The 21145-nt window shown below is 72.7% G+C and carries 13 protein-coding genes; 5 read left to right on the forward strand and 8 right to left on the reverse strand.

The genetic code is table 11. From position 1 onward, the window contains the following. Window positions 1-971: 971 nt before the first annotated feature. A complete protein-coding gene (locus tag ACFWI4_RS37795; protein ID WP_387205783.1) occupies window positions 972-2201 on the reverse strand; it encodes a S8 family peptidase in 1230 nt (409 codons plus the stop codon). 329 nt (window positions 2202-2530) lie between these two features. Between ACFWI4_RS37795 and ACFWI4_RS37800 the strand changes: the two genes are divergently transcribed. Next, window positions 2531-5149, forward strand: coding sequence for a glycosyltransferase family 1 protein (locus tag ACFWI4_RS37800; protein ID WP_387205785.1), 2619 nt, complete (start codon window positions 2531-2533; stop codon window positions 5147-5149). Between the two features lie 144 nt (window positions 5150-5293). Here the strand turns inward: ACFWI4_RS37800 and ACFWI4_RS37805 are convergent, their stop codons facing one another. The 3 genes from ACFWI4_RS37805 to ACFWI4_RS37815 all read right to left on the reverse strand — a co-directional run bounded on the left by ACFWI4_RS37805 (window position 5294) and on the right by ACFWI4_RS37815 (window position 9796). Continuing rightward, window positions 5294-5794 (reverse strand): DUF1990 family protein, encoded by a 501-nt coding sequence (locus tag ACFWI4_RS37805; RefSeq protein WP_387205787.1) that lies wholly within the window; start codon window positions 5792-5794, stop codon window positions 5294-5296. Window positions 5795-5864: 70 nt separating this feature from the next. Further along, a complete protein-coding gene (locus ACFWI4_RS37810; protein WP_387205789.1) occupies window positions 5865-7526 on the reverse strand; it encodes a M4 family metallopeptidase in 1662 nt (553 codons plus the stop codon). 221 nt (window positions 7527-7747) lie between these two features. After that, a complete protein-coding gene (locus ACFWI4_RS37815; RefSeq protein WP_387205791.1) occupies window positions 7748-9796 on the reverse strand; it encodes a M4 family metallopeptidase in 2049 nt (682 codons plus the stop codon). A gap of 526 nt (window positions 9797-10322) precedes the next feature. Between ACFWI4_RS37815 and ACFWI4_RS37820 the strand changes: the two genes are divergently transcribed. Both ACFWI4_RS37820 and ACFWI4_RS37825 read left to right on the forward strand, forming a co-directional pair. Further along, the gene (locus ACFWI4_RS37820) at window positions 10323-11123 is read left to right on the forward strand and encodes a TNT domain-containing protein (RefSeq protein WP_387205793.1); all 801 of its coding nucleotides are present in this window, start codon (window positions 10323-10325) and stop codon (window positions 11121-11123) included. Window positions 11124-11215: 92 nt separating this feature from the next. Next, window positions 11216-11650: a hypothetical protein gene (locus ACFWI4_RS37825; RefSeq protein WP_387205795.1), complete on the forward strand. Its 435-nt coding sequence runs from the start codon at window positions 11216-11218 to the stop codon at window positions 11648-11650. Between the two features lie 4 nt (window positions 11651-11654). On the opposite strand, the gene ACFWI4_RS37830 is transcribed toward ACFWI4_RS37825, so the two are convergent. The 4 genes from ACFWI4_RS37830 to ACFWI4_RS37845 all read right to left on the reverse strand — a co-directional run bounded on the left by ACFWI4_RS37830 (window position 11655) and on the right by ACFWI4_RS37845 (window position 19333). Then, a complete protein-coding gene (locus ACFWI4_RS37830; RefSeq protein ID WP_387205797.1) occupies window positions 11655-13535 on the reverse strand; it encodes an ABC transporter ATP-binding protein in 1881 nt (626 codons plus the stop codon). After that, window positions 13532-15328 (reverse strand): ABC transporter ATP-binding protein, encoded by a 1797-nt coding sequence (locus tag ACFWI4_RS37835; RefSeq protein WP_387205799.1) that lies wholly within the window; start codon window positions 15326-15328, stop codon window positions 13532-13534. The genes ACFWI4_RS37830 and ACFWI4_RS37835 overlap by 4 nt, the downstream gene beginning before the upstream one ends. A gap of 70 nt (window positions 15329-15398) precedes the next feature. Then, a complete protein-coding gene (locus tag ACFWI4_RS37840; RefSeq protein ID WP_387205801.1) occupies window positions 15399-17252 on the reverse strand; it encodes an ABC transporter ATP-binding protein in 1854 nt (617 codons plus the stop codon). 152 nt (window positions 17253-17404) lie between these two features. Beyond that, window positions 17405-19333: an ABC transporter ATP-binding protein gene (locus ACFWI4_RS37845; RefSeq protein ID WP_387205803.1), complete on the reverse strand. Its 1929-nt coding sequence runs from the start codon at window positions 19331-19333 to the stop codon at window positions 17405-17407. 159 nt (window positions 19334-19492) lie between these two features. On the opposite strand from ACFWI4_RS37845, the gene ACFWI4_RS37850 reads away from it, so the two are divergent. Both ACFWI4_RS37850 and ACFWI4_RS37855 read left to right on the forward strand, forming a co-directional pair. Beyond that, on the forward strand, window positions 19493-20395 hold the full coding sequence (locus ACFWI4_RS37850; RefSeq protein WP_387205805.1) for an ATP-binding cassette domain-containing protein: 903 nt from the start codon (window positions 19493-19495) through the stop codon (window positions 20393-20395). Beyond that, a complete protein-coding gene (locus ACFWI4_RS37855; protein ID WP_387205806.1) occupies window positions 20392-21126 on the forward strand; it encodes an ABC transporter permease in 735 nt (244 codons plus the stop codon). Before ACFWI4_RS37850 ends, ACFWI4_RS37855 begins: the two co-directional genes overlap by 4 nt. Window positions 21127-21145: the final 19 nt, after the last annotated feature.

The following is a 21145-nucleotide window of genomic DNA, read 5'->3' on the forward strand; positions in this document are numbered from 1 at the left end:
CCACAAACAACAAAACAACAATAGTACACGCATGATGTCGGCCATATAGAGAAGTTATGTACGCACCGAAAGGCAGAGCTTGCGCGCCGCGGCGTCGTCCTTGTAGCCCTCCGCCATCCGCCGCCGGAACGGCCTTCGCCGGCTTCGCGGCGGAGGACTTGGCCGGCTTGGCGGCGGACGCCCTGGCCGGCTTCGCGGCGGGGGCCGTCCTGGCCGGCCTGGGCTTGGCGGCGGCCGCGCGGCGGGCCGGTGCGGTCTCCGTCGCGGTTCCCGGCACGGACACGCCGGAGACCGACGGCTCCGGCGACACGGATGTACCGGCGGACGGCGCATCGGCCGAGGGCGTCCCGCCCATGGCCGCTCCGGCCGTCCCGGCGGAGGCCGTTCCGGTCGCAGGCGTACGGCCTGAGGGGGCGCCGGTCGAAGGCGCATCGGCCGAAGGCGTCCCGGCGGAGGCCGTTCCGGTCGAGGCCGCACCAGTCGAAGGCGTACCGGCGGAAGTCGCACGAGTCGAAGGCGTCCCGGCTGAAGGAGTGCCGGTTGCGGGTGATCCGGTGGCCGCCGCTTCGGTCGCGGGCGCATCGGTGCGTGTACCGGCGGCACCGGCGCGCGGCGAGCGCGCGTCCGAAGCGGACGCGCCGGGGGCGGTCGACGGTTTCTCGGGTGTACGGGGCCCGGCCTCGGCCGTGCGGGTTCGGGATGTCTCGGGGGTGGTCGTCGGGGGTGGCGACGTGTGGTGCGTGGCGGGCATGACCGCTCCTGTCCGCGTCAACGTGGGTGGGCGGATGGGTGTGGGGAGGTGGGGCCTGCGGGCGTACCGGAGGAGCCTTCCCACCCTATGCGGGTGGGCATTCCGGCACTTTGTTAACTACTCACGCGTATGTCTACACACAAGACCGGCCTCCTCCCGGGCAGGCGAGGCCGGTGCGGTGTGGCCGAATCACCCTGGTCGCACCGGCGTCGCGCGGGGGTCAGCCGACGTTCAGGAGCCTGTTCGGCGAACCCGGGCCCGCGTCCGACACCTTCCCCCGCACGGCCCGTCTCACCAGCGCTTTCCCCACCTGGGCCGGAGTGGCCCGCGGATGCTCCGCCAGATACAGCGCCGCCGCCCCGGCCGCGTGCGGGCTCGCCATCGACGTGCCGGAACACGTCGCTCTCGCCAGGTCGCTGGTGTACGAAGTCGACGTGATGTCCACCCCCGGCGCGAAGAGGTCGAGCGCGGGCCCGGTGTCGGAGAAGGGCGCCCGAGCGTCGTCGCGGCCGGTCGCGCCGACCGTGAGCGCCTGGGCGACCCGGGCGGGGGAGTAGAGCGAGGCGGGCAGCCCGTAGTTGCCGGCCGCGACCGTGTAGGTCACGCCGGAGGCGATGGAGTCGCGGACGGCCGCGTCCAGCCGGTCGTTGGCGTACCCGCCCAGACTCAGGTTGGCCACGGCCGGCTTCCTCGCGTGCCGGGTGACCCAGTCGATGCCCGCGATGACCTGGGCGGTGGACCCGGCCCCCTGGTCGTCGAGCACCCGGACGGCGACGATCCTGGCCCTCTCGGCCACGCCGTACGTGCTTCCGGCGACCGTCCCGGCGACAAGCGTGCCGTGGCCGTTGCCGTCCTGCGCCGTCGCGTCACCGTCCACGAAGTCCCAGCCGTAGCTCGCCCGCCCGCCGAAGTCCCGGTGGGTGATGCGGACGCCGGTGTCGATGACGTAGACGGTCACCCCCGCTCCCTGCGGGCCGGGCGCCGTGTACCGCCCGTCGAGCGGGCGGCCCCACTGGTCGATCCGGCCCAGACCCCAGGACGGCGGGTGCGACCGGACGCGGCCCGGTGCCGCACCGGTCCCCGGGGCCCCGGCGAACGTCACCCGGGTGTCCTGGACGACGGAGGACACCCGCGGATCCGCGGCGAGCAGCCGGGCCCGTCCCGGGTCCGCCCGCACGGCGAACCCGTGCAGGACCGTGCCGTAGGTGTGGCTGATTCTCGCGCCGTACGAAGCGGCGACCGCTCTCGCGCCGGCCGCCGACAGGGGTCGTCCGTCCCCCTTGAGCGTCACGATGTAGCTGCCGTCGACGGCCCCGGGCTCCCCCGCGCCGAGTATCCGCCCCGCCGGAGCCGCCTGCGCGGGCGGGCCGATGGCCGAAAGCACCGCGGCCGTCATGACCGCGGTGGCACCGGCCGCCCAGCGCAGACGCCACTTCCTCGTCCGTGCCATGACCTGAGTTCCCCTCCTCAACTCGGCGTGGCGGGGCCGGAGCCGACCGCTGCGGGCAGCGTCCGGCCGTACGCCACCCGGTGAGCCTCTCGTGCGGTGCGAAGCACCACAAGGCCGCCCATGCGGGCGGAATCGGCCATCCCCTCCGGGAGCCCTCCGCGAAGGTTGCGTCGATTTCACGCCGACGTCACACGGTCGGCCCCGATCGGGGGCCGTGCCGCGATGCGCCGTGTCGCGAAGGCACCCTCGCCGCTAACGTCGTGGGTGACGAAGGCCGCACAACGCCGTGCGTCCCGTAGCCGCGTACGTCCTCCGTGAAGGTGGAATTCGTGAAGGCGATCCGCAGATTCACCGTCCGACCCGTTCTCCCCGAAGCCCTTCACCCGCTCAGTGACCTGGCCCGCAACCTCCGCTGGTCCTGGCACGCCGGGACCCGCGACCTCTTCCGGTCCGTCGACCCCGCGCGCTGGGCCGAGTCCGGCGCCGACCCCGTACGCCTGCTCGGCAGCGTCCCGGCCGGACGGCTCGCCGAACTCGCCGCGGACGGCGCGTTCCTGAGCCGGCTCGCCGAGGTCCGCGACGACCTGCGCGAGTACATGAGCGGCGACCGCTGGTACCAGACGCAGACCTCCGACCTGCCCGCCGCCATCGCCTACTTCTCGCCCGAGTTCGGCCTCACCGCCGCGCTGCCGCAGTACTCCGGGGGACTCGGCATCCTCGCCGGCGACCACCTCAAGGCCGCCAGCGACCTGGGCGCCCCGCTGATCGGCGTGGGCCTGCTCTACCGGCACGGCTACTTCCGGCAGTCGCTGTCCCGCGAGGGCTGGCAGCAGGAGCACTATCCGGTGCTCGACCCCAACGAACTGCCCGTCGTGCCGCTGAGCGAGGAGGACGGCACACCCGCCCAGGTGTCCCTCGCGCTGCCCGGCGGCCGCGCGCTGCGCGCCCGGATCTGGCTGGCCCAGGTCGGCCGTGTTCCGCTGCTCATGCTCGACTCCGACGTCGAGGAGAACGGCCTGGGCGAACGCGGGGTCACCGACCGGCTCTACGGCGGCGGCAGCGAGCACCGGCTGCTCCAGGAGATGCTGCTCGGCATAGGGGGTGTACGGGCGGTCCGGACGTACTGCCGGCTGACCGGGCACCCGCAGCCCGAGGTGTTCCACACCAACGAGGGGCACGCGGGCTTCCTCGGCCTGGAGCGGATCGCCGAACTCGGCGACCGGGGACTGGACTTCGACTCCGCGCTGGAGGCGGTCAGGGCCGGCACGGTCTTCACCACCCACACCCCCGTGCCCGCGGGCATCGACCGCTTCGACCGGGAGGTGGTCGCCCGCCACTTCGGCGCCGACGCCGAGCTCCCCCGCATCGACGTGGGACGCGTCCTCGCCCTCGGCATGGAGACGTATCCCGGAGGCGAGCCGAACCTCTTCAACATGGCCGTGATGGGCCTGCGGCTCGGCCAGCGGGCGAACGGGGTCTCCCTGCTGCACGGCCAGGTCAGCCGGGAGATGTTCTCCGGGCTCTGGCCGGGCTTCGACCCCGAGGAGGTGCCGATCACCTCGGTCACCAACGGCGTCCACGCCCCGACCTGGGTGGCGCCCGAGGTGTTCCGCCTCGGCGCCCGGCAGGTCGGCGGGCGGCGCACCGAGGACGCGCTGTCGGTGGGCGGCCCGGACCGCTGGGACGCGGTGGCCGAGATCGCCGACCAGGAGATCTGGGACCTGCGCAGGGTGCTGCGCGAACAACTGGTGACGGAGGTACGGGACCGGCTGCGGGCGTCCTGGCGGCAGCGCGGCGCCGGCTCGGCCGAACTCGGCTGGATCGACGGCGTGCTCGACCCCGACGTCCTCACCATCGGCTTCGCGCGCCGCGTCCCCTCGTACAAACGGCTGACCCTGATGCTGCGCGACCGCGACCGGCTCATGGACCTGCTGCTGCATCCCGAGCGGCCGGTCCAGATCGTCGTCGCCGGCAAGGCGCACCCCGCGGACGACGGCGGGAAGAAGCTGATCCAGGAACTGGTCCGGTTCGCGGACGACCCCCGAGTGCGCCACCGCATCGTCTTCCTGCCCGACTACGGCATGGCGATGGCGCAGAAGCTCTACCCGGGCTGCGACATCTGGCTCAACAACCCGCTGCGCCCGCTGGAGGCGTGCGGGACGAGCGGGATGAAGTCCGCGCTCAACGGCTGTCTCAACCTCTCCGTCCTGGACGGCTGGTGGGACGAGTGGTTCCAGCCCGACTTCGGCTGGGCGATCCCGACCGCCGACGGCACCGCGACCGACGACGACCGGCGGGACGAGCTGGAGGCCGGCGCCCTGTACGACCTGCTCGAACAGCGGGTGGCCCCCCGCTTCTACGAGCGCGGCCAGGAGAACCTGCCCGACCGGTGGATCGAGATGGTCCGCCGGACGCTGACCCACCTCGGTCCCAAGGTCCTGGCGGGCCGGATGGTGCGCGAGTACGTGGAGCGCCTGTACGCGCCCGCCGCCCACGCCCACCGTGCCCTCACCGCGGAGGCGGCCGTCGAACTGGCCGCCTGGAAGGCACGGGTCCGCGCGGCCTGGCCGCGGATCACCGTCGACCACGTCGAGGCGTCCTCGGCGACCACCACGGCTGAACTGGGCACCACGCTGTCGCTGCGCGTCCGGGTCGGCCTCGGCGACCTCGCCCCGGAGGACGTGGAGGTCCAGGCGGTCGCGGGCCGCGTCGACACCGACGACCGCATCGCGGACGCGGTGTGCGTCCCGCTGAAACCGGTCGGCGGCCCCGACCTGGAGGGCCGCTGGGCGTACGAGGGCCCGCTGTCCCTGGACCGCACGGGCTCCTTCGGTTACACCGTCCGCATCCTGCCGTCCCACCGGCTGCTGGCCTCCGGCGCCGAGATGGGCCTGGTGGCGGTGCCCTCGGAGGAGACGGGAGAGGGCGCGGGCCTGCTGATGCGGTGAGACGCGCCGAACCGGCCGGTTCGACGAGGGGTGAGCCGTGGACGACGGTTCACCCCTGCCGCGTAAAGGAGGGCGGGCCGTGGACGGCGCCTCACCCCCGACGGCCCCGCCGGCCCCTGCCGGTGAGCGCGGGGTGTCTCGGTCTCAGTCGTCGAGGCCCGCGCACAGTCGCCGCATCACCTTGCCGCAGCGCTGGGCGTAGGCGCGCTGGAGGCCGCGCGTCGCCGCGCCGCCCGCGCGGGCGTACCACTTGGCCGGCCGGCTGAAGGCCGTGACCGTCAGCCAGACGGTGCCGTCGCCGGTGCGGTGCACGACGAAGGCCTCCTCGCCGCACTCGGGATGCCCGGCGAGCGTTCCGTAGGCCCACGCGGTGCGGCGGGATTCCTCGGCGGTCCACACGACCCGGCAGGGGGCCTTGAGCAGGCCGATGACGACCGTGACGTCGACGCCGGGCGCAGCCTTGCCCGCGTCGCTGACCATGCGGATCCCCATGGCCCGGTGCAGCTCCCAGGTCATCAGGGCCTCGGAGGCGCGCCGGAAGACGGCCTCGCCCTCTCCTATGCGGGAACGGACGTGCAGTCGGTGGAAGCCCGGGGGGCAGCGGTCCTCGCGGGTCGCGCCCACGTCCTCGTACGTGTAGGGCATGGGGGCAAGAGTAGGGCGGCACCCGGCACGGTCGGGTGCTGGGTGCCGCCTCGGTTCGATCACGTTTGCGCTAGCTGACGTTGACCGCGCTCCACGCGGCCGCGACCGCGTTGTACTGGGTGCTGCCGGAGCCGTACAGGGCCGCCGCCGCCGAGAGGGTCCCGGTGCGGGCGGACTTGTAGTTGGTCGTCGACGTGAAGTACGTCGTCAGCGCCTTGTACCAGATCTGGAGCGCCGCGGCGCGGCCGATGCCGGTGACCGTGGAGCCGTTGTACGTGGGCGAGTTGTAGCTGACGCCGTTGATCGTCTTGGCGCCGCTGCCCTCGCTCAGCAGGTAGAAGAAGTGGTTGGCGACGCCCGACGAGTAGTGCACGTCGAGGTTGCCGACACTGGAGGACCAGTAGTCGGCGGAGCCGCCGTCCTTGCTGGGCTTGTCCATGTAGCGCAGCGGGGTGCCGTCGCCGTTGAGGTTGATCTTCTCGCCGATGAGGTAGTCGCCCACGTCGGAGGAGTTGTTGGCGTAGAACTCGACACCGGTGCCGAAGATGTCGGAGGTGGCCTCGTTGAGGCCGCCGGACTCGCCGGAGTAGTTCAGGCCCGCGGTGTTGGCGGTGACGCCGTGGCTCATCTCGTGGCCGGCCACGTCCAGCGAGGTCAGCGGGTGCGTGTTGCTCGCGCCGTCGCCGTAGGTCATGCAGAAGCAGCTGTCGTCCCAGAACGCGTTCTCGTACGAGCTGCCGTAGTGGACACGGCTGTACGCGCCGACTCCGTTGTTCTTGATGCCGCTGCGGCCGAAGGTGTTCTTGTAGAAGTCCCAGGTCTCCTGGGCGCCGTAGGCGGCGTCGGCGGCCGCGGTCTGGTCGGTGGTGGAGCTGGAGGCCGTGCCGGTGCCCCAGACGTCGTCCGCGTCGGTGAACAGCGTGCCCGCGGAGGAGCTCGTGCCGTGCGACTTGTTGTACGTCTTGTGGTTGCCGCGGGTGCTGTCGGTCAGGCTGTACGTCGAGCCCGACAGGGTCGTGTTGAGGGTGACCGTGCCCGAGTAGAGGGTCTTGCCGGTGCCGGTCTCGATGCCCTGGTACTCGTAGAGCTTCTTGCCGGTGGCCGCGTCGGTGATGACGTGCAGCTCGTTGGGGGTGCCGTCGTCCTGGAGGCCGCCGATGACGGTCTCGTAGGCGAGGGTCGGCTTGCCGGTGGCGGCCCAGATCACCTTGCGGGGCGCCTGGTCGGCGGCGGTCTTGGCCGAGCCGGCGTCCTTGGCGGCGGTCAGCGCCTGCTTCTCGGCCTTGGCGGTGGTGACCAGCGGCTTGAGCGAGGCGACCTTGATGGACGCCTTGATCGCCTTCGTCACTCCCTCGGTCCTGCCGGCCTTCTCGTGCACGACGAGGTCGCCGCCGAGGACCGGAAGTCCGTTGTACGTGCGCTCGTAGCGGGTGTGGACCGTGCCGTCGGCGTCCTTGACGACGTCTCTGACGACCAGCTTCTCCTTGGCGCCGAGGCCTATCTGCCGGGCCGTCTCCGCCTTGGCGGCGTCGGCCTTCTGGATGAGCGCGGTGCGCGCGGAGGCGGAGAGCAGGACGGACGAACCGGCGAGGGGGGTGGTCTTGCCGGCTGGAGCGGCCGCCGTCTGCGCGGCGGCACCGGTGGTCAGACCGGTGGTGAGCAGGGCTCCGGCGGCGACAGCGGTGGCGATGGCCAGAGTGGTGCGCTTGTGACGCGCGTAGAGGGGAGTCACGCAAGCTCCTTCTTGTGGGGACGTCCGAACGGCGTGGGGGCCGGAAGGACGGTTGTGAAGTTGCGGTGCGGGTGAGCCGTGCGGGTGAAGCGTGCCACCTCAGGCGCGTACATGTCAGGAGGGGTTAAGGGCCTTGGCCGAAAATCGTCGACCAGGTGAACAGTCGGGGTTCTCCGGCGGCGCCCCTTGTGTGCCGGTGGTTCGCGGACTTTCGCCGCGGCCTACGGGAAGGTCAGCTTCCAGCTGTCGATGTAGCCGGTGTCCTGGGCCGCCTTGTCCTGGACCTTCAGTTTCCAGGTGCCGTTGGCGACTTCGGAGGACGCGTCGACCGTGTACGTCGTGTTCACGTTGTCCGCCGAGTCGGACGAGCTGGTGCTCTTCAGGCGGTAGGTCGAGCCGTCGGGGGCGACCAGATCGATCTGGAGGTCACCGCGCCAGGTGTGCACGATGTTCACGGCGACGGCGAGGTTCGACGGGGCGTTGCCGGTGCGGCCGGTGACCGCGATCGACGAGGTGACCGCGGGGCCGTTGTCCGGAATCGATACGTCGGTCGTGTTCTCGAACGACGTGCCGCCACCGCCCCCGCCACCGCCCGGCCGTGAACCGACGTTCACCGCTGCCCAGGCGTTCGCCACGGCGGTGTACTCGGCGCTCGTGGTGCCGTACAGCTCACCCGCCGCCGCGAGCGTGCCGGTGCGCGCCGACGCGTAGTTGGTGGTCGAGGTGAACTTGGTGGTGAGCGCGCGGTACCAGATCTGGAGGGCCTTGTCGCGGCCGATCCCGGTGACCGGGAGCCCGTCGGAGGTGGGCGAGTTGTAGCTGACGCCGTTGATGACCTTGGCGCCGCTGCCCTCGCTCAGGAGGTAGAAGAAGTGGTTGGCGACGCCCGACGAGTAGTGCACGTCGAGGTTGCCGACGCCGGAGTACCAGCTGTCGGCGGAGCCACCGTCCTTGCTGGGCTTGTCCATGTAGCGCAGCGGGGTGCCGTCGCCGTTGATGTTGATCTTCTCGCCGATGAGGTAGTCGCCCACGTCGGTCGAGTTGTTGGCGTAGAACTCCACGCCGGTGCCGAAGATGTCGGAGGTCGCCTCGTTCAGACCGCCGGACTCGCCCGAGTAGTTCAGGCCCGCGGTGTTGGAGGTGACGCCGTGGCTCATCTCGTGGCCCGCGACGTCCAGCGCGGTCAGCGGGTCGTTGTTCCCGGACCCGTCGCCGTAGGTCATGCAGAAGCAGCTGTCGTCCCAGAACGCGTTGACGTACGCGTTGCCGTAGTGGACGCGGCTGTACGCTCCGACGCCGTTGTTCTTGATGCCGCTGCGCCCGAAGGTGTTCTTGTAGAAGTCCCAGGTGACGGCGGCGCCGTAGTGCGCGTCGGCGCCGGCCGTGGCGGCGTTCGACGTGGTGCCGTTGCCCCAGGTGTCGCTGGACTGCGAGAACAGCGTGCCGGTGCCCGACGAACCGTGGTTCAGGTTGTACGTCTTGTGGCCGCCGCGCGCGCCGTCGGTGAGCGTGAAGTTGGAGCCCGACTGCGTGGTCGTCAGGTTCACCTGGCCGCTGTACTGGGTGTTGCCGATGCCGGTCTCGATGCCCTGGTACTCGTAGAGCTTCTTGCCGGTGGCCGCGTCGGTGATGACGTGCAGCTGGTTCGGGGTGCCGTCGTCCTGGAGGCCGCCGACGACGGTCTCGTAGGCGAGGGTCGGTTTCCCGGTGGCGGCCCAGATCACCTTGCGGGGCGCGCGGTCCGCGGCGGTGCTCTTCGAACCGGCGGCCCTGGCGGCGGACAGCGCCTGCTTCTCCGCCGTGCCGGCGGCGACCGAGGGCGTGACGGTGGCGACCCGGACGGACGCGTTCGTCGCCTTGTAGACGTGTCCGGTCGCCCCGGACTTCGCGGTGTCGACGACCATGTCGCCGCCGAGCACCGGCAGTCCGTCGTACGTCCGCTCGTAGCGGGTGTGGACGGTGCCGTCGGCGTCCTTCATGACGTCACGGGCGACGAGGCTCTCGCCGGCGCCGAGACCGAGGTGCCGCGCGGTCGTGGTCTTGGCCGCGTCGGCGTCGCGTATCAGCTCGGCGCGCTGGGACGCGCTGAGCCTCATCGTGACGGCGCCCGGCTTCATCCCGCCCGCGCGGGGGGCCTGTTCGGGGGCTGCGCTCGCGGCACCCGACTGGACGGCCGCGGCCAGCAGCGCGGAGACGCCGACGAGGGCGACACCGGCGACGCGGCGCTTGGTGATGTGGGAGGTGCGTCTGTGGGGAGAACTGCTGCTCAACACTGACTCCTTCTGCATGGCCGCGGGTCGCGCGGCCAGGGGAGACCGGACGATGGAGGAACCCGTCCGGGCAGAACTGGGCGGTACGCGGAACCAGGTGCATGGGGTCGTTCGGCACAACACAGCGGATTTGCTGTGAGGTTGCTGTGAAGTTGCCGAGGGAAGAGTGGCAGGAGATAACCCTTTCTGTCAGGACCACATCACGAAAATGGCCGGAAACGGTCCGTTGTCCGGTTAGTCATGTTCGATATACGGACTGGCCTTCGGGTGTTCGTCTCGGCGTGGTGGAGACAGGGCGAGGCCCGGCGGGAGGGCGGACCTCCGGCCGGGCGCCCGTACCGCCAGATGACCGGCCCGCCGTCAGCAACGGAATGAAGCCGAGACCCTTTCGGGCGGCTTCCGGCACGTCCGCTCGCCTGCCTCCGGCCGCTGCGGTTTGAGTGATCCACGGCATTCCGGTCCGTACCGGGCGTCCCCGACCGGGCGAAGCGGTGCGAGCCGGACACGAACTCCCGCAGGAGGTTTGGTGAGAAGGTCACATTGGTGTGCGAGCCTGGCGGCACTCGGAGGCCTGACCGGCTCTCTGATGCTCGGTGCCTCCGTCTCGTCCGCGGCGCCCGACCGTCCGGACGCCGGCCGCGCGGCCGGAGTCCACGCGCTGTCGGCCACCCCGGAACCGAAGCCGGCCCCCGGGCACGTGAAGCCGGCGGACGAGCACGCCGGGTCCGACCCGTCGCGCGTGTGCCGGGGACTCGTGCCGGACCCCATCCCGCCGAGGCTGCGCCGCCTCTACTTCTGCGGTGACTGGCGGCTCGGCCCCAGGTGGCTGCCGACCCGGGGCGTACTGGGACGCATCCTCGACCGCTACGACCGCCTCGGCGGCCTCGACGCCGTCACGTTCCTCGACAAGTGGTGGGACCCCACCGCCGACTCGGGCCAGGGCGACTGGCGTTACCCGCCGGACGACGGCTACACCCACCGGAACGGGACCGTGCTCGCCGCCCCGCTGGTGCTCCACGCGGGTCTGCGCCTCGACCGCTTCGGCAGCGAGGCGGGCCGCTTCCTGGCGCCCGAGGGCACGAAGTACGGCAAGCGGGCCATCCCGCCGTCCAGCCTCGACACCATGGACCCGCGCTACCCGAACAACTACCACACCTACCGGCTGGCCAAGGACGTGACGGTCTGCGCCGGCAGGACCGCCCCCGGGTTCGAGCAGCCCGGCCTCGGCACCCAGTACGTGACGTCGAGCAAGTTCTGCCCGGACATCCCCCGCACCACCGTCGCGGACCTCGTGAGCAACGGCACGCTGGTGCGCACCCGCAACTGATCCCCGCCCCCTCCAGGGTGGCGCACGACCGCGCGCGGAAGCCGGACCCGGCGACGACCGGGCCGGCTCCGCCCCGGCGGAAGGCCGATCGCATGGACCGGTTCGCCCTGTGCAGGACCCTCCGGGAGGCCGGGGTCCCCGCCGCCTCCTACGAGATCGCGGACTGCCCCGGCGTCCGCCGCGCGGCCGACCGCTGGTTCCTCGACGGTCACGACGGGGACTGGACGGTGGGCGTCCACGAGCGGGGAGCGCGGGAGGTCTTCGAGCGGTTCACCGACGAGGACGAGGCCTGCCGCTGGCTCCACGACCGGCTCCTCGGCGGGGAACCGCCCGCCCCGGATCCGGCACCCGCGTCCCGTCCGCCCGCGGCCGGAGAACCGGCCGGTCCCGTTCCCGGTCCCGACCCGGAGGAACTGCAACGCCGGGCCGACGCGGAGCTCGAAGCGGCCCTCGCCGCGCTGGGCCGCCGGACCGCCGGGGAAGCGGGGGAATCCGGGGAATCCGGTGGCGGGCACCCCGGCGGCTGAGCGCTCACTCCGCAGCGGGCGACGGCCCGTCCGACGCGCCGACCGGTGTCAGGTCCGACGGCCCGTCCGACGGCCCGTCCGATGGCCCGACCGGTGGCCCGACCGGTGGCCCGACCGGTGTTCCGCCCGATGTCCTGTCCGGTGACCCGTCCCCGTGCCACGAGTGCCACAGGGCCGCGTACGGGCCTCCCGCCGCCACCAGTTCGTCGTGCGTGCCCAGTTCGGTGAGCCGCCCGTCCTCCATCACCGCCACCCGGTCGGCGTCGTGCGCGGTGTGCAGCCGGTGCGCGATCGCGATGACGGTCCTGCCCTCCAGCACGGTGGCCAGGGCACGCTCCGTGTGCCGGGCGGTCGTCGGGTCCAGGAGCGCCGTGGCCTCGTCCAGGACCAGCGTGTGCGGGTCGGCGAGCACCACCCGGGCCAGCGCCAGCTGCTGCGCCCGTGAACCGTCGACGCGCACGGCCTCGGGACCCAGCTCGGTGTCGAGACCGTCCGGGAGCTCCGCGGCCCAGTCACCGGCCCCGACCGCGGCCAGCGCCGCCCACAACGCGCCGTCACCGGCGCCCGGTTCGGCGATGAGCAGGTTGTCCCGGACCGTGCCGAGGAACACGTGGTGCTCCTGGGTGACGAGGACGACGTGCCGCCGCAGCTGCTCCGGATCGAGGTCGACCACCGGAACCCGCCCGACCGTCACCGTCCCGCCGCCCGGAGCGTCGACCCCCGCCAGCAGTCTGCTCAGCGTGGTCTTCCCGGCGCCGGAGGGGCCCACGACGGCCAGCCGCTCCCCGGGGCGCACCGTCAGATCGACCCCGCGCAGCACCTCGCCGCCCCGCTCGTACGCGTACCGCACGCCGGTGACGTCGATCCGGTCGTCCTCCGGCACGGGGGAGCCGGCCGGGACGGCGCGCGGCGCCACGGCCAGCCCCTCCACCCGGGCGAACGAGGCGCCGCTGCTCTGGAGTTGCTCGACCTGGTTCAGGATCTGGTCCAGCGGTTCGGCGAGCCGGTGCAGATACAGCGTCGCGGCGACCACGGTGCCGAGGCTCAGCGTCCCCCGGGCGTGCAGCGCGCCGCCCACCAGGAGCACGGCCACGACCGGCACGACGTAGGAGATCTCCACGGACGGGAAGAACACGCTGCGCAGGAACAGCGTCCGCATCCGCGCCACCCGGGCGACCTCCAGCGCGTCCCGGCTCGCCCGGATCCGGCGCTCGCCCAGCCCGAAGGCCTCCACCGTGCGGGCGCCGGACGCGGTGGCCGCGACGATCTCGGCGACCTCGGAACTGGCGGCCCCCTGGGCGAGATAGGCGGCGCGCGCCCGGCGCAGATACCAGCGCAGCGCGAAGCCGATACCCGTCAGGCCCAGCACCCCGCAGGCGCCGAGCAGCGGGTCGATGGCGAACACGGCGACGAGGACGAACAGCGCCTGCGCGCCGGAGATCAGCAGCCGGGGTCCCGTGTCGCGCAGGGTATTGCCCACCACCGTGACGTCGGCGGTGCCGCGCGCGGTGAGGTCGCCGGTGCCCGCCCGTTCCACGACCGAGGCGGGCAGGGCCAGCGTGCGCTCCACGAACTCCTCCCGCACCCGCGCGAGCGACCGCTCGCCGAAGCGGTAGCCCACGAAGCCGGCCCAGCGGGACAGCAGCAGCTGGACCAGCGCGGCCGCGACGATGACGAGCGCCGGCCCGTCCACCGCCTCCACACCCGCGCCCCCGCGCACGTCGTCGATCATCCGGCCGAGCAGCCAGGGTCCTGCCAGACCGGCCGCGGCGGCCAGCGCGTTGAGGGCGAGGACGGCGGCGAACATCCGTCCGTCCGCCCGGATCAGCCGGATCGCCGCGCGCCGCACCTCGGCACGACCCGCCACCGGCAGCCGGCCCGTCACAGCACCACTCCTTCGTCCACGCCCGCCACGGGACCCACGACCCCCATCGCCTCCTCGTCCGGTTCCGCCTTCTCGTCCGGCCCCGCGTCCTCGTCCGGTTCCGTGTCGCGGGTCACCAGCGAGCGGTATCCCGGTTCCGCGCGCAGGAGTTCGCGGTGGGTGCCGGTGGCCGCGGCCTTGCCGTCGACCAGGAAGCAGACCGTGTCCGCCTGGTCGAGCACGAGCGGCGAGGTGCTGGTCACGACGGTCGTACGGCCTCTGCGGGCGGCGCACAGCCGGGCCGCGACGCTCGCCTCCGTGTGGGCGTCGAGCGCCGACGTCGGTTCGAGGGCGAGCAGCACCTCGGGGTCGGCGAGGAGCGCCCGGACGAGCCGGACCCGCTGGCGCTGCCCGCCGGACAGGTTCCGGCCCTGCGCGTCGACGGCCGCGTCCAGGCCGTCCGGCAGCCCGAGGACGATGTCGTCGGCGGCGGCCGTGCGGACGGCTTCGGCGACCTTCTCCTCCGTGTGCTCCCGGCGCCCCCCGACCACCTCGCGCAGGGTGCCGGCGAACAGGTCGGCCTCGTTGTCGGCGACCAGGATCCGCTCCCGCACCTGCGGCAGGGCGACCTCGTCGAGCCGTACGCCGCCCCAGGTCACGTCCGAGGCGGAGTACCGGCCGAGCCGGTCGACCACGGCCGCGGACTGCTCCGGCCGGGCCCCGGCCAGCACGGTCAGCCTCCCCGGGACCACCCGGACCCCGGACTCCGGATCGTGCAGCACGGCAGGGGAGTCCGGGGCGTCGAGCGCGTCCGGGGCCGAGACGACCGGCTCCAGGGACAGGAACCCCACGACGCGGCGCGCGGCGACCACGGCCCGGGCGAGTTCGTAGCCGCAGTCGATGAAGAAGTACACCGGCAGGACCAGCACGGCCGCGTAGCCGTAAACGGACACCAGCTGGCCGATGGTGATCTCTCCCTGGGCGGCCAGCCGGGCCGCGAGCCAGGTCACCACGGCCAGGAAGAGGGACGGCAGCCCCATGCCCAGCGCCTGGATCCAGCTGGTCACCGCGCCGACCCGGTAGCCCTGTTCGCGCAGCCTGCGCGAGTCGCGGCGGAACGCGTCCGCGAACAGCCCCTTGCCGCCGAGGCCGTTGAGGACGCGCAGGCCGCCCGCGAGGTCGCCGATCCGCGCGGTCAGCACGGCCTGCCTCTCGCGGTAGCCCGTCTCCGTCCCCTGGAGGCGGACCGTGAGCGGTCCCACGAGCCCGGCCGTCAGCGGAACCCCGAGCAGGAGCACCGCGGACAGCTGCACCGAGACCGGGAGCAGCAGCGCCGCGACCACGCCGTAGGTGACGATCGCGGCCAGACCGGGCCCCACGGCCGTCAGCGAGTTGCTGATCGTGTCCACGTCGCGGACACCCACCGTGACGATCTCCCCCGTGCCGGTCTGCCGCGACAGGGCCGCGCCGAGGCGGGCCGCGTGCTCGACCACGAGCTTGACCGTACGGAAGTTGGCGTTCATCCGGAGCTTGGTCATGGTGCGGTGCCGCACCACGCCGAGACCCGCGTTGAACACGCCCGCGGCGAGCACGGCCGCCGTCCAGCCCGCCAGCGCGGCCCCGTCGCCCGGTGCCAGCCCGTCGTCGATCGCCCGGGACAGCAGATACGGAGTCAGCGCCATGAGTCCCATCCACACGGAGGAGACCACCGCCCCGGTGACCGACCGGCGGGTCTGCCGGGTGACCAGCCACCACAGGAACCGCCAGCCGCCCCGGCGGTCCGGGGTCCCCGGATCCGTGTACGTGTCGATCATCGGCCCTCTTCCGTCACTGGTTCCGCCCCTCGGCCGGCCGCTCTCCCGCCCGCCGCCTTCCCCGCCTCGGTCAGACGAGACTGTCCCGCCACGCCCGGTGCAGATCCGCGAACCGGCCGGTGCCCGCGACGAGTTCGCCGGGGGTGCCGTCCTCGACGATCCGCCCGTGCTCCATGACCAGCACCCGGTCGGCGATCTCCACCGTCGACAGCCGGTGCGCGATGACCACCGCCGTCCGCCCGCGAAGGACCGTCGACATGGCGCGCTGCACCGCCCGTTCGCCCGGGATGTCCAGGGAGCTGGTCGCCTCGTCGAGGATCAGGACGGCCGGGTCGGCGAGCAGGGCCCGGGCGAAGGCCACGAGCTGCCGCTGGCCCGCGGAGATCCGGCCGCCGCGCTTGCGGACGTCCGTGTCGTAGCCGTCGGGCAGGGCGCTGATGAAGTCGTGCGCGCCGATCGCCTTCGCCGCCTGCTCGATCTCCTCGCGGGACGCCTCGGGGCGGCCGATCGCGATGTTCTCGGCGACCGTGCCCGAGAACAGGAACGCCTCCTGGGTCACCATCACGACCCCGCGCCGCAGTTCGGGCACCGGCAGCTCGCGCAGATCGACGCCGTCGAGCAGGACCCGCCCGTCGGAGGGGTCGTAGAACCGGGCCAAGAGCTTGGCCAGGGTCGACTTGCCGGCGCCCGTGGAACCGACCACGGCGACGGTCTGCCCGGCCGGCAGCGTGAGCGAGAAGGTCGGCAGGACCTCCCCGCCGGTGCGGTACGCGAACCGGACCCCGTCGAACTCGACCGCGCGGCCCGGGTGTTCGGAGACGAGGGCGGGCAGCTGCCGGGGCACGGAGGGCTCGGGCACGGACGGTGTCTGGGCCAGCAGTCCGGCGATCTTCTCCAGCGAGGCCGCCGCGGACTGGTAGGAGTTCAGGAACATGCCGAGGCGGTCGATGGGGTCGTAGAGCCTGCGCAGGTACAGGACCGCCGCGGCGAGCACGCCGAGCGCGAGCGACCCGGACGCGACCCGGTAGGCGCCCCACAGCACGATGCCCGCGACCGCCGTGTTGGCGACGAGGCGGGAGCCGACGACGTACTGGGCCATCTCCAGCAGCGCGTCGCCGTTCGTCCGCTCGTGCCGCTTGTTGAGCACCTTGAACTCGGCCTCGTTGGCGGCCTCCCGGCGGAACGCGCGCACCGGGCGGATGCCGTTCATCGTCTCCGCGAACTTCACGATCACCGCGGCGATCGTCGTCGAGCGGACCGCGAAGATACGGCCCGCGCGCCGCTGGTAGCGGCGGATGAGCAGATACAGCGGCACGAAGGAGACCACCGCGACCGCGCCCAGGCCGGCGTCCAGCCACAGCAGCATGGCCGAGATGTAGACGAAGGACAGGATGACGGTGACGAGTTCCTGGAGCCCCTCGCTGAGCAGTTCGCGCAGCGACTCGACGTCGGTGGTGGAGCGGGAGATCAGTCGGCCCGAGGTGTAGCGCTCGTGGAAGTCGACGCTGAGCGCCTGCGCGTGCCGGAAGATCCGGCCGCGCAGATCGAGCAGCACGTCCTGGTTGACCCGGGCCGAGGCGATGATGAAGGCGTACTGGAGGGCGCCGGAGGCCGCCGAGCACAGAGCGTAGGCGACGCCGACGGCGATCAGCGGCCCGTGGTCGCCCTGCCGGACGGCCGGTACGGCACGGTCGATGGCGTACGCCACCAGCAGCGGGCCCGCCTGCACGGCGGCCTGCTGGAGCAGCAGCAGGACGGTGGTGACAGCCACCCGGGCCCGGAGCGGGGCGAGCAGCGAGCGCAGCAGCGTCCTGGTCGCGCCCGGGGGAGCGGGCAGGGTGTCGTGGTCGAAGGGGTCCTGGTGCGCCCCGTGCGCCTCGTGCGCCTCGGTCCCCGGGACGGAGTGCGCCCCGGTCCCGGGCACGGCCCGGTTCCTTCCGCCCCTTCGGACCCGGCCGCCGCTGCCGCCCCGGCGGCGGGCCCCGTCGTTCCGCCGCTCGTTCCGTTCCTCGTTCCGTCCCCCGTTCCGTTCCTCGTGGGGTTCCTTGTCCGGTGCGGTGGTCGTGGGCGCCGCCGTCATCGGTCGTCCTCCTCTGCACCCGACATCAGATGGGCGTATTCGGCATGGGTGCGCAGCAGTTCGTGGTGGGTGCCGACCGCCGCGACGCGGCCGCCGGAGATCAGGGCCACCCGGTCGGCCAGCAGGACCGTGGACGGGCGGTGCGCCACGATCAGCGCGGTCGTCTCCGCCAGCACCCGGCGCAGCGCGGCCTCGACCGCCGCCTCGGTGTGCACGTCCAGCGCCGACAGCGGGTCGTCGAGGACCAGGAAACGCGGGCGGCCGACCACCGCGCGGGCCAGCGCGAGCCGCTGCCGCTGGCCGCCGGAGAGGCTGAGGCCCTGCTCGCCGACCTGTGTGTCCGTGCCCTCGGGCAGGGTGTGCGCGAAGTCGGCCTGGGCCACGGAGAGGGCCCGGTCCAGCTCGGCGCGGCCGGCCGGCCCGGGGGCGCCCATCAGGACGTTCTCGCCGACGGTGGCGGAGAAGAGGGTGGGTTCCTCGAAGGCGACGGCCACGAGTTCGCGCAGCTCCTCGCGGGGCATCGCGGTGATGTCCCGGCCGTCCAGGGTGATCCGGCCGGAGGTCACCTCGTGCAGCCGGGGGACGAGCGCGGTCAGGGTGGTCTTGCCGGTGCCGGTGGCGCCGACGAGCGCCATGCTCTCGCCGGGGCGGACGTGCAGGTCGATCCGGGCCAGCACGGGAGCCGCGTCCGCGGGCGCGTCGGGATAGCGGAACTCGACGCCGTGGAACCGCAGCCCGCCCTCGCCGTCGGCGGCACGGGCGCTCAGCCCCGCCGCCCGGCGGTCGTCCCGCGCCTCCGCCGCGTCGTCGCCGGGTGCGGCCGTGGCGGCGGACTCCAGCGCCTTCGCCGGTACGGCCTCCTGCCCGGTGGTCACGCCGGCGGTACGCACCGCGGTGCCGGCCGGTGCCGACGGGGTGTCCGACTCCGGGGTCGCGTTCATGACCTCGAAGTACCGTTCCGTGGCCGTCCCGGCCTCCTGGCTCATCGCGAGGAGGAAGCCGATCGAGTCCACCGGCCAGCGCAGCGCGAGCGCGGTCGACAGGAACGCGACCAGCGTGCCGGCGGACAGCCGGCCGTCGGCGACCTGGACGGTGCCGAGGACGAGGGCGGCGCCGATCGCGAACTCGGGCAGCGTGACGATGACGCCCCAGATGGAGGCGAGCAGCCGGGCCTTGGCCAGCTCCGTGCCGCGCAGCGTCCCGGACAGCTCGCGGAACGCGCGCGCCTGGCTGCGGTGACGCCCGAACCCCTTGATGATCCGGATGCCGAGCACGCTCTCCTCGACCACCGTCGTCAGGTCGCCGACCTGGTCCTGCGCCCGCCGGGCCACCTCCGAGTAGCGCCGCTCGAAGAGCCAGCAGACGACCATGACGGGGACGGCGGGGGCGAGGAGCACCAGCCCGAGGGTCCACTGCTGGGCCAGCATGATGGCGATGCCCGCGAGGATCGTCACGCCGTTCACCAGCAGGAAGGTCAGCGGGAACGCCAGGAACATGCGGACCAGCATCAGATCGGTGGTCGCCCGTGACAGCAGCTGGCCCGACGCCCAGCGGTCGTGGAAGGCGACCGGCAGCCGTTGCAGATGGGCGTACAGACCGGCCCGCATGTCCGCCTCGACCCCGGCCAGCGGGCGGGCCACCAGCCATCGGCGCAGCCCGAACAGACCGGCCTCGGCGATGCCGAGCAGCAGCAGATACAGCGCCCCGAGCCAGACGCCCGCCGGATCGTGCCCGGCGACCGGACCGTCCACCATCCACTTCAGGATCAGCGGGAACACGAGCGAGAGACAGGAGGCGACCACGGCGACGGCCGCCGCGCCGAAGAGTCTCGCCCGCACCGGGCGTACGTACGGCCACAGGCGCAGCAGGCTGCGTACGGTCGAGCGGTCGGGGTGGTCCGGGGTGGCTGCGTCGGAGGTGCTCATCAGGACCGAGCCTACGATTCGCCACTGACAGTGCCCACCGAGTTTTCGGCGCACCTGGGCCGTCCGGGGGGTCGTACCGCCGCATCAACCGATCGGCTGATGCCGGTCCGAGCGCGATGGCCGATGTGGCGGCGCGGTCCGCGCTGGGACGCTCGGGGCATGTCAGTCATCGAAGTGAACGGACTGCGCAAGTCCTACAACGGCCGGGCCGTCGTCGACGACGTGTCCTTCACGGTCGAGGAGGGCGAGATCTTCGGGATCCTCGGCCCGAACGGCGCCGGCAAGACCACCACGGTCGAGTGCGTCGAGGGACTGCGGGTCCCCGACGCCGGCCGGGTCCGGGTCACCGGCCTCGACCCCGTCGCCGACCGCGAGGCCACCAGCCGCGTCCTCGGCGCCCAGCTCCAGGAGAGCGAACTCCAGCCGAAACTGACGGTGCGCGAGGCACTGGAGCTGTACTCCTCGTTCTACCCGGACCCGGCGGACTGGCGCACGCTCGCCGAACGCCTGGACCTGACCGGCCGGCTCGGCACCGGCTTCGGCAAGCTCTCCGGCGGTCAGAAGCAGCGGCTGTTCATCGCGCTCGCGCTGATCGGCGGTCCGCGCGTGGTCGTGCTCGACGAGCTGACCACCGGGCTCGACCCGCGTGCCCGCCGCGACACCTGGGCGCTCATCGAGGACGTCCGCGACCAGGGCGTCACCGTCCTGCTGGTCACGCACTTCATGGAGGAGGCGCAGCGGCTGTGCGACCGGATCGCGGTCATCGACAAGGGCCGGGTGGCGGCCCTGGACACCCCGGCCGGTCTGATCCGCCGCTCCGCCGGTTCCACCGTCATCAGCTTCACGCCGTCCGCGCCGCTGGACGAGCGTGACCTGGCGGCGCTCCCCGCGCTCGCCTCCGTCGAGCACAAGGACGGCCGCGTCACGCTGTCCGGCACCGACGAGACCGTCAACGCCGTCATCACCCTGCTCGCCCGGCACCGCGTCACCGCCCACCAGCTCCGCGTCACCGACGCCACCCTCGACGACGCCTTCCTGGACCTCACGGAGGCCACCGCATGAACACCTCAGTCCTGCGAACCGAGTTGAGGCTCTTCCGCCGTGAACCCGGCGCCCTGTTCTGGATCCTGCTGTTCCCGACCCTGCTGCTGGTGATCCTCGGCTCGATCCCCTCCTTCCGGCAGCACCAGGCCGACCTCGGCGGGCTGCGCACCATCGACGCCTACGTCCCGGTGGCCGTCCTGCTCGGCCTGATCGTCGGCGGACTCCAGTCGATGCCGCAGACCCTCACCGGCTACCGCGAGCGCGGCATCCTGCGCCGCATGGCCACCACGCCGGTCCGCCCGGGTGCCCTGCTGTCCGCGCAGACGGTGGTGTACGGCGCCGCCGCCCTGGCGTCCGCGCTGCTCGTGCTCGCGGTCGGCCGGATCGTCTTCGGCGTACGGCTGCCGAAGCAGCCCCTCGGCTACGTCCTCGCCCTGCTGTCGGCCGTCCTGGTCGCCCTCGCACTCGGATCGGTGGTGTCGGCGCTGTCCCGTACGACGAAGATCGCCGGAGCGATCGGATCGGCCGTGTTCTTCCCGTCGATGTTCTGCGCAGGGGTGTGGCTGCCGGTGCAGTCCATGCCGCATCTGATGGCCCGGATCGTCGGCTTCACCCCGTTCGGCGCGGCGGCGCAGGCCCTGAACCAGGCGGCGGCCGGTCACTGGCCGGGCTGGGGCCACCTCGGCGTGCTCGCGATCTGGATCCTGCTGCTGACCGGTGCCGCGGCCCGCTGGTTCCGGTGGGAGTAGGCGGCCGGCCGTGCAGACT

This window comes from Streptomyces sp. NPDC127038, assembly GCF_042725875.1.
GTDB lineage: Bacteria > Actinomycetota > Actinomycetes > Streptomycetales > Streptomycetaceae > Streptomyces.

Coding starts and splice junctions, on each gene's coding strand:
- ACFWI4_RS37795 (WP_387205783.1), bottom strand. CDS start 2,201: ATGGCACGGACGAGGAAGTGGCGTCTGCGCTGGGCGGCCGGTGCCACC.
- ACFWI4_RS37805 (WP_387205787.1), bottom strand. CDS start 5,794: ATGCCCTACACGTACGAGGACGTGGGCGCGACCCGCGAGGACCGCTGC.
- ACFWI4_RS37825 (WP_387205795.1), top strand. CDS start 11,216: ATGGACCGGTTCGCCCTGTGCAGGACCCTCCGGGAGGCCGGGGTCCCC.
- ACFWI4_RS37835 (WP_387205799.1), bottom strand. CDS start 15,328: ATGATCGACACGTACACGGATCCGGGGACCCCGGACCGCCGGGGCGGC.
- ACFWI4_RS37845 (WP_387205803.1), bottom strand. CDS start 19,333: ATGAGCACCTCCGACGCAGCCACCCCGGACCACCCCGACCGCTCGACC.
- ACFWI4_RS37850 (WP_387205805.1), top strand. CDS start 19,493: ATGTCAGTCATCGAAGTGAACGGACTGCGCAAGTCCTACAACGGCCGG.
- ACFWI4_RS37855 (WP_387205806.1), top strand. CDS start 20,392: ATGAACACCTCAGTCCTGCGAACCGAGTTGAGGCTCTTCCGCCGTGAA.